This is a genomic window from Flavobacterium rhizosphaerae (assembly GCF_046000445.1).
Lineage (GTDB): Bacteria > Bacteroidota > Bacteroidia > Flavobacteriales > Flavobacteriaceae > Flavobacterium > Flavobacterium rhizosphaerae.
In genome coordinates this window covers 194737-206914 of record NZ_JBELPZ010000004.1, presented here as the reverse complement: position 1 = coordinate 206914, position 12178 = coordinate 194737, and the positions used below count along the sequence as shown (strand labels likewise).

12 protein-coding genes are annotated in these 12178 nt (G+C 34.8%); 5 read left to right on the top strand and 7 right to left on the bottom strand.

From position 1 onward, the window contains the following. Positions 1-207: 207 nt before the first annotated feature. The 5 genes from ABS766_RS06560 to ABS766_RS06540 all read right to left on the bottom strand — a co-directional run bounded on the left by ABS766_RS06560 (position 208) and on the right by ABS766_RS06540 (position 3377). Positions 208-567: a helix-turn-helix domain-containing protein gene (locus tag ABS766_RS06560; protein ID WP_408084326.1), complete on the bottom strand. Its 360-nt coding sequence runs from the start codon at positions 565-567 to the stop codon at positions 208-210. Next, a complete protein-coding gene (locus tag ABS766_RS06555; protein ID WP_408084325.1) occupies positions 545-862 on the bottom strand; it encodes a type II toxin-antitoxin system HigB family toxin in 318 nt (105 codons plus the stop codon). Before ABS766_RS06555 ends, ABS766_RS06560 begins: the two co-directional genes overlap by 23 nt. Before the next feature lie 221 nt (positions 863-1083). Continuing rightward, entirely contained in the window at positions 1084-2157 is a 1074-nt protein-coding gene (locus tag ABS766_RS06550; RefSeq protein WP_408084324.1) for a site-specific integrase, read from the bottom strand. A 48-nt stretch (positions 2158-2205) separates the two neighbouring features. Beyond that, positions 2206-2376 carry a hypothetical protein gene (locus ABS766_RS06545; protein WP_408084323.1) on the bottom strand — a complete coding sequence of 57 codons (171 nt, stop codon included), beginning with the start codon at positions 2374-2376 and terminating at the stop codon, positions 2206-2208. 584 nt (positions 2377-2960) lie between these two features. Further along, a complete protein-coding gene (locus ABS766_RS06540) occupies positions 2961-3377 on the bottom strand; it encodes a very short patch repair endonuclease (RefSeq protein WP_408084322.1) in 417 nt (138 codons plus the stop codon). An 89-nt stretch (positions 3378-3466) separates the two neighbouring features. On the opposite strand from ABS766_RS06540, the gene ABS766_RS06535 reads away from it, so the two are divergent. The 4 genes from ABS766_RS06535 to ABS766_RS06520 are packed head-to-tail and all read left to right on the top strand — an operon-like array spanning position 3467 to position 9193. Next, on the top strand, positions 3467-4699 hold the full coding sequence (locus ABS766_RS06535) for a DNA cytosine methyltransferase (protein ID WP_408084321.1): 1233 nt from the start codon (positions 3467-3469) through the stop codon (positions 4697-4699). After that, positions 4692-6800 carry an ATP-binding protein gene (locus ABS766_RS06530; RefSeq protein WP_408084320.1) on the top strand — a complete coding sequence of 703 codons (2109 nt, stop codon included), beginning with the start codon at positions 4692-4694 and terminating at the stop codon, positions 6798-6800. Before ABS766_RS06535 ends, ABS766_RS06530 begins: the two co-directional genes overlap by 8 nt. A gap of 3 nt (positions 6801-6803) precedes the next feature. Then, the gene (locus ABS766_RS06525) at positions 6804-8438 is read left to right on the top strand and encodes a hypothetical protein (RefSeq protein ID WP_408084319.1); all 1635 of its coding nucleotides are present in this window, start codon (positions 6804-6806) and stop codon (positions 8436-8438) included. Next, positions 8438-9193: an HNH endonuclease gene (locus ABS766_RS06520; RefSeq protein WP_408084318.1), complete on the top strand. Its 756-nt coding sequence runs from the start codon at positions 8438-8440 to the stop codon at positions 9191-9193. Before ABS766_RS06525 ends, ABS766_RS06520 begins: the two co-directional genes overlap by 1 nt. Before the next feature lie 27 nt (positions 9194-9220). On the opposite strand, the gene ABS766_RS06515 is transcribed toward ABS766_RS06520, so the two are convergent. Together ABS766_RS06515 and ABS766_RS06510 are read right to left on the bottom strand one after the other, a co-directional pair. Beyond that, positions 9221-9472: a hypothetical protein gene (locus tag ABS766_RS06515; RefSeq protein ID WP_408084317.1), complete on the bottom strand. Its 252-nt coding sequence runs from the start codon at positions 9470-9472 to the stop codon at positions 9221-9223. Positions 9473-9928: 456 nt separating this feature from the next. Then, a complete protein-coding gene (locus tag ABS766_RS06510; RefSeq protein ID WP_408084316.1) occupies positions 9929-10999 on the bottom strand; it encodes a DUF932 domain-containing protein in 1071 nt (356 codons plus the stop codon). A 466-nt stretch (positions 11000-11465) separates the two neighbouring features. Between ABS766_RS06510 and ABS766_RS06505 the strand changes: the two genes are divergently transcribed. Further along, a complete protein-coding gene (locus tag ABS766_RS06505) occupies positions 11466-12161 on the top strand; it encodes a hypothetical protein (RefSeq protein WP_408084315.1) in 696 nt (231 codons plus the stop codon). Positions 12162-12178 lie beyond the last annotated feature (17 nt).

The window sequence follows — 12178 nt, the reverse complement described above, 5'->3', positions numbered from 1 at the left end:
CACATAACCTGAAAAAATGCGCTCTTAGGACATCATAACAGGGATAATTTTGTCTTTTTGAAAGATATACGCCTTAAATAGAATTAAAGTCGGAAGCAATACATATAAATCAGTAAATAAAGAGAAATCAGAATTGATTATAAAAAAAAGGAGCTGTCCCTTTTGAGACAGCCCCATATAATTTAATCATACAGATACTTGTTGTTTTTAGTAAAGTTGTATGAGTATATCAGCAGATATATTCAGTCTCTCTTTTAAGGCACGTATCATGGAAAGACTAAGCTTTCTTTTACCGGATAGGATTTCAGATTTGCGTGAACGTGCTCCTAAGATTTCAGAAAGCTCAGCATCAGAAATATTCAATTGCTCCATCCTATATTTTATGGCTTCTATAGGGTTGGGCTCGGGAACGGGATAATGTTCATCTTCATATTTTTTAACCAGCATCGAAAGAATTTCCAGTTCATCGGATTCCTCAGTATCCGGTTGCAAATCAAGTTGCATCAGTTCGTATATACGCGCAAGGGTGTCTTCATGTTGCGCATCATTTTTTATCAGTCTTAACATAGCTAATCTCTTTTGCGTTAATCTTATCGTATTCTTTGTGTGTTCCTAACCAAACTACAAATACTATCTTCAAATGGTATTCAATATCTACAATCAGGCGATAGGTGTTGCCGTGTATATTAAAAACAACCCGTTTGTTTGTGAGTATTGACGCATTGCCGAACTGGCCTTTTAGTTCGTTTGGGTTATTCCAATCAGCAGCCGTCACATCCTTATGCCAATATTGCAGTGGCCTTTCGGAATCCGGAAAAAGCTCCCAGAATTCTTTTAATGTTTTTACAGCAATTATTCTCACTGCAAATATATTAAAATGTTACCAATTTGGTTACATTGCTTTTTGATTTAATTTTAAGTCTCGGTTTTTTGTAATTGTTTCATCACTGATGGGACAATTCAAAGTATTGACTAAGTGATGTTTACAATTGTTGCCGCACTGCGGCAACAATTGTAAAAAGCCTATTTACATATCCTAAGTACACTTTTGATTTCAGGTTTAGTTTCATTTTTCATTCCTAATTATTTCCTCAGCGAAATAATTTCTTCCTGCATCTTTAATACATTAGCAGTCATTGGGTCATCGGGAATTTCTGTTTTTTGGTTTAACCTTAATTGCAGCTGTTTCATTTCTCTGCCGACCGATTGTTGTTCGGTTATGGTATACTCCTCTGTTTGCTTTACAGATTGGTGCCCTAAAAGTTCCTTCACCACATGGATAGGAACGTCATTATTGAGTGTTACAGTGCTTCCAAATGTTCGCCTGGCCTTGTGGGTATTTAAGGTGCTTTCGATGCCGCATAGGTCAGCTATTTCCTTGAGATAGGCATTCATCTTTTGATTGGAAGTAACAGGAAGTACGGAATTGCGCTCCAAACAAAGCTTATGGTTTTTGTAGCGTTCCATAATCGCTTTGGCTTTCGGCAATAGTGGAATATTGATATTGCCACCGGTTTTCTGGCGTTCGGTAATAATCCACATCTCGCCGTCAATCCCAAATTTGATATCCGAATTCTTCAGGTTAAAAGCATCTATGTAGGCCAGCCCGGTATAGCACTGGAATACGAATATATCCCGTACGGTAGCGAGGCGTGGGGTAGAAAAGGTGTGGTTTTCCAGCTGGGCAAGTTCATAGGCGCTGAGTGGCTTTTTAGGAACCTTGATTTTTTTTGCCTTAAACCGCTTGAAGGGGTCTGCGGTTATGATTTCCTTATCAATGGCAAGCAGCACAATTTTCTTAAAGTTAGTGATGTACTTTACCGCCGTGTTATGGCTGATGTTCTTCACCGTCTTTAGGTAGAACTCATAATCCTTTATGAACTCAAAATTGAGTTCATGGAAATCCATATCTTCCAGATTGTATTTGTAATGCAGGTAATCTTTGACATGCTTCTTGGCTATTTCAAAACGCACGTGCGTACCGATAGCATATTCGCCCTTTTCGACTAAAGCTAATAACTCATCATTGTGTTTTTGAAACTCCTGGACAACCTTCGCCTTTGAAACATTCTTGCCCATTACAAAGTCCATGATCTTTTGAGTTGTAATTGCATGCCCGGCTAACATGAGCTCACTTTTAAACTGCTGGATTTTCATATGCAGTGTATCGAGGAAAAAGTTTAATACTTTCGCATCCTCTCTGCTTCAGGTAGCGCGTTCTGTTCTTTGGCTCCAGCGGTTAACTTCCCATTTGCGTTTGGTAGATGTTTCTTTGGGTACACCATCTACTGTAATTCTCAGGTAAACATACCTTTCTTTTGTGCCTTTTGTGGAACTCTTCAAGAAGAAGGTAATTCCGAAACTGTTCTCTAACATAAATTCAACGTTTTAAAAATTAATAAATGTCGAATTATAGTGCTTTCAAATCAAGTCGTTAAGCAGCTTTACCGGTTGATAATCAAAAACTTAAACCTGTTTTTGTGGCAATTTTTTTTTGAATTTGAAATTGCCACAGATTTGCCACAAAAACTTTGTGTATTTTTGAAAATTTTGATAGTGCAGGGATAAAAATAAAAAACCTGCAAAGCCGTAACTTGCAGGTTTTCATTGTTTTAATGTACTTTATAATGATATAAAGCCGAATTGTGGTGGTCCTTACGGGACAATTTTCGAACCATTTTAAAGTGGATTTAAAACGAATCTTAAATTTCGGTTAACCTTATTTACGGCGATTAGTTATAAAATTTTGCGCTAATCAAACTTTTCAATTAGTTGACGTAATTAAACTTATTTATGAAAAATAAACCAGGAATTAATCTAGACGTTGAGTATTAGACGGTCATAGTACAATTAATTCCCCGGCAGCTCAAACACCAAAATTCCTAGTCTTTCCTGCAACGTCAAAGTGTCGACATTTCCATTTCTTTAACCAATTTAAAATAAGCGATTTGACTTTCATCTTACGATAGTTTGTCTTTAAAACAAGTTTCTATTTCTGATAAAATTTCCATTGTTCTATTATACACATCTTTTGCCCAAAAACGTAATACGACCCATCCGTCATTTATTAAAAATTCATTTACTTTTCTATCACGCTCAATGTTGCCTAAAATTTTCCTTTCCCAAAATTCAGTATTAGTTGCCGGCTTCTTTTTGGTATAAAAATTCTTTCCATGAAAAAATTCCGAATCGATGAAAATTGCAATTTTATATTTTTTAAATGTAAAATCAGGCTTGCCAAAAACAGTTTTATTATTTTTTCTATACCTATACCCTAGCGCCCAAAGCTTTTTGGCCAAAAAAATTTCAGGTTTTGTTCCTGTCGCTTTAATTGCAGCCATATTCTTCGAACGCTGTTCAGTAGTGTGAACGTCCATAATTAGAAAATTAATTAGTAATTTAACCTTGCCAAAAATGTTAATATAAGTTTTTTTGTCATATTTTCGTGTAAATTGATAAAATATTCATGGCTTTAACATATATAGATTTATTTTCCGGTGCCGGGGGACTGTCCGAAGGATTTATAAATCAAGGATTTGTTCCAACTGCTCATGTTGAATTAGATAAAGCGGCCTGTTTTACTCTAAAAACACGTGTGGCATATCATCACCTAATTAGTGAGCAAAGAAGCAATATATATAATTCCTATCTAAAGGGTGAAATCTCTAGGACTGATTTGTATGCACATATACCAGAAAAGCTTTTAAATTCGGTTATAAATGCTGAAATCGGAAAAGAAAATAAAAAAATATTTAAGTCTATCGACTCTATTTTGGGAGAAAAGAAAGTAGATTTAATAATTGGTGGACCTCCATGTCAAGCTTATTCAGTGGTGGGACGTGCTCCTCTCAAGCATAAAAAAAATGACGAAAGGACAAAACTCTACATACATTATGGAAAGTTTCTAAAGAAATATCAGCCTAAAATGTTTGTCTTTGAGAACGTTCCCGGAATCTTATCAGCTGCTAAAGGTATTTATTATAAAAACCTGAAATTGTATTATAAAGGTTTGGGTTATGAGGTTGAAGCAAAGCTCCTTAATTCATATGATTTTGGAGTGGTTCAAAATAGGAAAAGAGTAATTATAATAGGATGGAAAAAAGAAATGCCCTTATCATATCCAGTTTTTAAAGAAATACCAAAGAAATATTTTCGTGACGATATCTTTTCTGATCTCCCCATTATTGGAACTGATGAAAAGAGAATGGTGCAAGAATATGCTGGAAAAATTAATGAGTATCTAAAACTAACTGGTATTCGTAATGGAGTCGATTTTGTAACACAGCATATTACAAGACCGCACAATGCAAATGATCTTAAAATTTACGCAAGAGCCATAGCGGAACTAGAAACAGGCAATAGACTAAAAAATAATCAAATTCCAGAAGAAGAACGTACTCAGAAAAATGTAACTGATTTTTTAGATCGGTTTAAAGTTGTTGATACTGAACCTCACACTATGATCGCTCATATTGCCAAAGATGGTCATCATTTTATTCATCCTGACATTAACCAGTTAAGATCAATATCAGTAAGGGAAGCTGCTAGGATTCAATCGTTCCCAGATAATTTTTATTTCGAAGGAGTTAAAGAAAATCAACCCAGATCATCAGCATTTAGGCAGATTGGTAATGCTGTACCACCCCTTATGGCTGAATCTATTGCTAAACAAATAAAAGATATTTTACTAAATGAGTAGTATTAAGTTAAATTTTCAACCGCGTGCTCGACTGCTTCTTCAGCTCGGAGATCAACTAATACGTAATGAAAGTATTGCTTTTATGGAACTAATTAAGAACTCATATGATGCATATGCGTCTCAAGTTCGAGTTACCATGAAGGATGTCGATGAGAAATCTGGAGAAATCACAATTGAAGATGACGGAATCGGAATGAGCAAGGACATTATTACTAATGTTTGGATGCAGCCGGGGAGTGATCATAAACTTAAAATTATTAAATCAATCAAAGATAATCCGAGCGCTAAAGTTGACAGAGCCCCCATAGGTGAGAAAGGAATTGGTAGATTTGGTGTACATAAACTAGGGTATCAAATAGAAATGATATCCAAAATGGAGAATAAAAAAGAAGTCTTTCTAAGAATTAATTGGCGTGATTTCGAAAAAGATGATTTGTTAGAAAATATAAAAGTTGACCTGTATGAGAGGGATACACCTGAGTATTTTAAGAATGGGAAAAGGGGTACAAGAATATCAATTAAAGAACTTAAAAACAAATGGTCTAGAGGTACAATTAGAGAGCTTTACAGAGCTGTAAATTCGTTAAGTTCACCATTTGAGACATTAGATTCATTTAAAGTCTTTTTCTCAATTGATAAACAGGACTGGCTAAGCGGATTAATGTCATTTAAAGAAATCAAGGAGTATGCATTATATTATGCAGAAGCCGTAATAGATGGTAATCAAATTTCTACTTTAAAATATGAATTTCGTCCTTGGGACACAATGTCAAAGTTGGAGGAAAGGGTCGAAACATATCATAACATAAGAATGGTAGAGCAAGTAATTGATGAAGTTTCCAAAAAGAAAGCTTGGCAAGATTTAGATCTTACAGGTTATAAAATTGGTAGAGTTAGATTTAAATTATTAATATTTGACCGAGAATCCAAAATACTTTCACTCGGCGTTACTGACAAAAAGGGGTTTACTAATTATTTAAATACAAATGGCGGAGTTAGAGTTTTCAGAAATGGAATCAGGGTGTACGATTACGGAGAACCTGGAAATGACTGGCTGAATCTTGATATGATGAGGGTGAATCAGCCCGGAAAAACCATTAGCAACAATATCGTGATTGGAGCAATTGATCTAAGTAGAACTAGTAGCAGTGGTTTAGATGAGAAAACTAATAGGGAAGGCTTCGTAGAAAACGAAAGTTATTTCAAATTTTTATCTGCCATTAGATTCACAATAGATAAAGTATTAACAGAGCGAAATAAGGATAAAGAAAAAATCAGAAAGCTTTATAGCCCTACTTCTGCAAGTCAACCGGTTATTGGTAATTTAGGTGTTTTACAAGAAAAAATAATATCGCAAATACCTCCTGGAGATTTCCAAAAAGATTTGCTGAAATCGATTAAAGATATTGAAGAGGATTATAAAACAATTAGTGATATATATACACGAAGCTCAAGTGCAGGATTAAGTCTGGGAATAGTTATTCATGAAGTAATCCATATGATTGCTGAACTGGTTGCCGCCGTTGAAAGTAAATCTGTGGATGATCAAGTTAGATCACTGGTAAAAACATTACAAAGAACTGTTAGTGATTATGCTGGTGTAATAAAACAAAGCGGCAAATCGCGAGAGGATCTTCTGGAAATAATTGATCAGTCTTTATCTAATATCCAATTTAGACTTAAAGTGCATGAATTAGAAGTCATACGCCAATATAAAAAAAGAGTAAATTTAAATACGATGGTAAGATGTTCTCATAACCTTGTAGTTAGTACTCTAATTAATCTGACTGATAATTCTATTTGGTGGCAAAACTATGCTAATGTAAAAAAGAAAAAGCTTTATATAGATCTAATAGAAGAACCCCAAGGTTACATTTCAATACTGATAGCAGATAATGGACCTGGATTTACAATCTCAACAGATGATGCAGTAAAGCCTTTTGTATCTGATAAGCCCGGAGGAATGGGATTGGGATTACATTTAGCATATGAGGTTATGAATAGTCAAAAAGGAGAATTAATTTTTCCTGAAGAAGGAGATTATGATCTTCCAAATGAGTTCAAAAAAGGTGCAAAATTATTACTCGCTTTTAAAAGATAAAATATGGCTGATTTTCAATTACCTTCAGACGGTTCTGTTATTGTTATAGACGATAAAATCAGCGAGGCGATACCACTTATTAAACTACTTTCAAAAAAAGGAATTGCTACTACATATTACTCCGGTAAAGATACTGAACTACCATTACAACCACTCCAAAAAATCAGATTGGCTTTTGTAGATATACAGCTATTTGGCCCTAGTGATCCTCACTCTTATGCTCAAAATATTCTTCGGATTCTGGAGAATGTCATTCCTATAGATAATGGGCCTTACATATTGGTCTTATGGAGTACCGTCGAAACTATGCATGCAGATACAATAGAACAAAGTGTTAATGCACAAAATTTCTCCAGAAGACCAATAATAGTTCTTAGGCTCGAGAAAAGCTCTTTTTTTAGCACCGAGTATGACAGTGATTTGAAAGAAGATATTTTTGAAGAAATCGACAATTCTCTTAGTGCCAGATTCGCAAATGATGACTTAGATGCGATTAAAGGTGTGATAGAAAACACCTTGAAATCTCATACAAAAAAAATTGCCATTGATAATGCATTATCCTTAATTACGGCCGCATTAAACGACAATCTTAAGAAAGCAAATGCATTTCACTTATTTACATTGTGGGAAAATTTAATTAATAAAGCATCGGGAGAAATTGTGAAAGATTATTCCTCACTCCACATCAATGATAAATACTGGGAAAGTAACTTGAAGTATAGCATTTACAGGATGTCTAAGGCTCAATTGGGTAAAACTATAAATAAAGTAAGCGAAGATGAGTTATTAAATAATGCTTTGAAAACAATGAACAGTTCATTTCTCGACGCATTAGAAAATAAGGTTGCTAACACATCTAATATATCTGGAACTATTAAAATTGAAAAGAATAACATATTTTATTCTAAAGAATTTAACAGTGTTGAATATAAAATAAAATTAAGACCATATGCGGATAAATATTCGTTGCTAATTAATGGGAACAAAATGCCTCAAGGCAATCCTAAGGAAGTGAAAAATATTATGTCATTAACTGGATGGGGAGGTAGCCCAGCTAATAATGCGAATATTAAAAATTTGGTAAGTGAATATCTTTCGATAACTCCTGATATTAATACAAGATTGTTAGTAGATATAGCTCCAGTAAATACAATTCAACCAGGTAATGTATTTATTAGAACTGGGATTCACTGGAAAAGAAGAAGAAATTTATTAAAAAATTATTTTGATAATGAAAAATCGGCAGTATTTAAGAAGACAGCAGCAGGACAGAATCAAATTTCCACTAGTGAACTCAACAAAATTCTTTTTATTGAGTTAGAAGTGACACCATTATGTGATTACGTCCAGGATAAGTGGAGAAAGTCAAGACTTCTGCCAGGGGTACTTATTCCAGAAAATTTATTTGTTGATTTACAAAGTTCAGACTCTTTTTATACTCAGATACCGATATTGCGGATAAGTGGTGTATGCTACAAAGCCATGTTTGATTTTAGATTGTTAAAATCGGTTGAAATTCAAAAAAATAAGGACTTAATTCAACCTCCATTATTTAGAGTTAGAAGTGAATTATTTGCTGACATTTTATCAAGATTATCAAGCCATATTAGTAGAATTGGCATAGCATATATAGAATAATGGCTAAAAATGACTGGACATATGAAGAACATGTGGTTGCATTCAATCTCTATTGTAAAATCCCGTTTACAAAAATAAATGCAACTTATAAGCCTGTTATAGAACTTGCTAAGTTAATAGGGCGAAGTAACGGTTCTGTAGCCATGAAACTAGCTAACTTTGCACGTCTTGATCCAGCGCAACGAGCAAGAAATGTATCTGGATTAACCCGAGGAGCAAAAGGCGAAGAAAAAGTTTGGAACGAATTTAATAATAATTGGGAAGAATTAGGGTGGAAAAGTGAGCAGATTCTTGCTCGATATAAAAGCGAATCTATAGAAAGTTCTGCTGAAGTTTATATTGATGATTTGCCATTAGGTATTGACCGAGAAACAATTGTAAGATTAAGAGTTAACCAAGCTTTTTTTAGAAAAACAATTTTAGCTTCATTTAATTATAAATGCTGTATAACTGGCATAAATTCAACTGAATTATTGATTGCTAGTCATATCAAGCCTTGGGCTGCCGACAAGGAAAATCGTCTTAATCCAACAAATGGATTATGCTTAAATGCGCTATTTGATAAAGCTTTCGATAGCGGTTTGTTAACTATAACACCAGATTACACAGTTAAAATCTCAGACACTTTAAATCTTGAAAAAGAAAATAATCTTTTTTTTAGTAAATACAATAAATCAAAAATTTTTCTTCCTCAGAAGTTTCTTCCCAACAAAGAATTTTTAGAGTATCATAATTCAAAAGTTTTCAAAAAATAGAGTAAGTGAAATAAACTTAAAAACTTATTATTTAAGGTCAATTAAATAGATTTGAGCCATCAATTCATAGATATCAATACTAGCATTTTCACAAACAATAAAAGATCTATTCATTAGTTCATTTCTTACTATCGCTTCTTCAACTGTATAGGTCGCTTCATTTGTTTCGTAGTTAATATAATCATTAAAATCGTCATCTGGATGTGCGCTCACACCTTCATTATATAAATCTTTAAAAAATGTTTCTACGTCCTGGATATTATTTATTGTCGCAATCATAACCTTATAAATTTAATAGCTAAAGAGATTTAAAATTAGTGATTTATTTTAATTATAACATAACGTCGGTAAGTTAAATTTCCGACAATACATTTAGGTTTATACTTTACCAATCAAAAGATAAAGTATCACCTTTGCGGTCAAAAAATTATATAAATATTTGTCTCACGATTGATGTTATAGTCTCAGTATTTTTCATCGATTCAATAGTTAGAGCGTAGCAGCAATCCTCCGCCCCCGAGTTCCGAGGGATGGGCGGCAAGATCCGGTTGTGATACAACCGTTCATCTTGCCGATTGCGCCAAAGGAGGCAATCTCCCCAGAAATTCAATGTTTTCCAGGACATACAAATTGCCTTAAAAAGGTGCAAGCAGTCTCCGGCGAAGCTGTTGCCTTCAAAAAGGTATAAGGGCAGGTTAAAGTACCTGCCCCGCTTAAAATTGGTATAATCCTGTATCAGTTTAAGAGGAATATCCCGCTGTCATTCTTGGCAAAACCACTGCACAATTCAAAAGCTTTTTGCGCTCTGGTCTGTGCTGTTCCCCCCATAACAATAGATTGCAATTTGGCTTCTTCATCTTTATAGTTCCGTACGTTTTGATAGTAGCCTGTCACGGCATTGTAAGCCCCAAACAAAGTGCCTTTTGTGGTATCCATTTGTTGGGTATCATTTCCCATGGCATAGGCAAAAGCATCTTCCACCATGTTCTTGAATGCGGTCGATAATTCGTCTTCTGCTCCCTTCTTTAAAAGGTCATAGGTTTCTTTATTCGGGCATAGCGCCAACTGTATCAATTTCTTTACTTCATCATCTTTAACCCTTACTGTTGCCCACTCGTTAAAAATGTTCTCTAACTGGCTGCTCAGGGTATTTGCCATTCCCATTACTTTGTGCGCATTTTCCAAACGTTGTTTCGCTCCTGAAGTGTGTTTAATGCGTACTACGTTGGTCATATTTTTAAGTGCTGCGTTTAAAGTATTTCGGCAGACAATGCGCACGGGTGTAAAGGCTGCTGTTATGCTTCCGCTGCCATCGTGCGAGGTGGTCAGGAAAATATATTTTTCGGTTACGTCATCGCCATTGCCCACGCGGATATAATCAGGTAGTTTAGCAGTTATAAAAATGCGTTCGCCATTTCCTAAAGCCCCTGCTGTCTCGTATAGGGTTCCATCCTCACCTCCTACGATAGCATCAAAGAAAGCAAATGCATCACGGTTCTGCACGATGTGGTAATCTTTGCCCACTACTCCTAAAACTGTGTTATTGTCGCTTCGCACATTGGCAAAATAATTTGGTACTGTTAGAGGCTCGCCGGTAGTTAAATCTGTACCAGCCTGTACCGTTTCGATACTGTTAGTGAATAGCGGAGATTTTACCACTTCATAATCCAGTCCCGCATGTGTGATTGCTTCGACGCTTGTTGGGTAGTCGGTTACTACCTGACCTAAATTGTGCCACGCTTTTTCCTTTACGCTAAAGAAAGAATAACGGCCTGTGCTTTCGTTGAAATTCAGATTGTGTCCCATGATTTCTAAGATTTAAAAAAATTAAGTAATACGAATTCATCACTTTTCTTTTAAGCCGTCAGCCTCAATAAAAGACATTAGTTTTCCACAAAGAAAAAACGGAAAAAAAGAAAGCAGATAAACCGTGCGGGAGCAGCGGGAAACCAAAAGGAAACGGAATAAGTCCCGACAGGGTGGCGAGGCACGAGCCATTATGCCGTAGTCTTTTGGTTTACCATCGTGAGCTGCGCCCGCAATAAATTAGCTGCCTTTTTTGACGTTTTCGCAGGTGGAAAACAATCAGCAAAAAATAATAGAATCTATAGGATTTAGAAATGACAAAAAGTGCATGCCTGAAGGAGCATGCTCTTGAAATAATATAGAAAACAAATCCTTACGGTGCTCCGGAAGATTTTGTTTACATAAATTTTTTTTTCTTAATTTTGAGTATAACACTCTAAAAACAAAACCATTAACTTTAATAAATATGGAGAAAATTAAAATTAATGAAGTGGTCGATTTTCGACGCAAAACAACTGAGAAATCAAAACGAAATTTTATTTCTAAACTTATGACAAGAGTGCCGAAGGAAAAAACTGAATCCGAGGATGATGATGATGAACCAAGAGATTATTGGGTATTTAGCACAAGCTGCATCTACAATGTTTTTAAAAATAAAAGTGACGAGTTTTATGATCCTAAGATATCGGAGCTTGAAACGAAAATGCTTAATCCAGATTTAAAAAGTACAACACTATCAATGTATAAGAGAAACAGAGATATATTACTTAATTTTAAAGAGTTTGACTTATATAATTTAAGGCCGGAGAAGTTTACTCGTCAAGGAGTTCAAACAGAACATAAAATTTTAATGGTTGACGGTTTTCCGCTCTATATCAAGCCTACCATAGTATTTTCATTTGATATGAAAGACAAAAAGGTAATAGGTGCTCTTTGGCTGGTTCCTCAGGTCAATGGTTTTAAAAAATCTGAATTAGGGATTTTTTGCGAGGCATTATACAGATTTCTATTGAAAAATTATTCACAGAATTTTCAAATTTCGGAACAGTATTGTATTGCCATAGATACTTTTAACTCGCAATCAATTACATATAAAGATATTTTAGATGGTAATTTACAACCCTTGTTGGATGTAACTATTAATGAGATGAAATACTTATAATTATTTTTGTTGTAGTG

What these genes read in the sequence shown, in the direction of transcription:
- ABS766_RS06560 (WP_408084326.1), bottom strand. Translation starts at nt 567, where the DNA reads ATGTTAAGACTGATAAAAAATGATGCGCAACATGAAGACACCCTTGCG.
- ABS766_RS06550 (WP_408084324.1), bottom strand. Translation starts at nt 2,157, where the DNA reads ATGAAAATCCAGCAGTTTAAAAGTGAGCTCATGTTAGCCGGGCATGCA.
- ABS766_RS06545 (WP_408084323.1), bottom strand. Translation starts at nt 2,376, where the DNA reads ATGTTAGAGAACAGTTTCGGAATTACCTTCTTCTTGAAGAGTTCCACA.
- ABS766_RS06540 (WP_408084322.1), bottom strand. Translation starts at nt 3,377, where the DNA reads ATGGACGTTCACACTACTGAACAGCGTTCGAAGAATATGGCTGCAATT.
- ABS766_RS06535 (WP_408084321.1), top strand. Translation starts at nt 3,467, where the DNA reads ATGGCTTTAACATATATAGATTTATTTTCCGGTGCCGGGGGACTGTCC.
- ABS766_RS06530 (WP_408084320.1), top strand. Translation starts at nt 4,692, where the DNA reads ATGAGTAGTATTAAGTTAAATTTTCAACCGCGTGCTCGACTGCTTCTT.
- ABS766_RS06525 (WP_408084319.1), top strand. Translation starts at nt 6,804, where the DNA reads ATGGCTGATTTTCAATTACCTTCAGACGGTTCTGTTATTGTTATAGAC.
- ABS766_RS06520 (WP_408084318.1), top strand. Translation starts at nt 8,438, where the DNA reads ATGGCTAAAAATGACTGGACATATGAAGAACATGTGGTTGCATTCAAT.
- ABS766_RS06515 (WP_408084317.1), bottom strand. Translation starts at nt 9,472, where the DNA reads ATGATTGCGACAATAAATAATATCCAGGACGTAGAAACATTTTTTAAA.
- ABS766_RS06510 (WP_408084316.1), bottom strand. Translation starts at nt 10,999, where the DNA reads ATGGGACACAATCTGAATTTCAACGAAAGCACAGGCCGTTATTCTTTC.
- ABS766_RS06505 (WP_408084315.1), top strand. Translation starts at nt 11,466, where the DNA reads ATGGAGAAAATTAAAATTAATGAAGTGGTCGATTTTCGACGCAAAACA.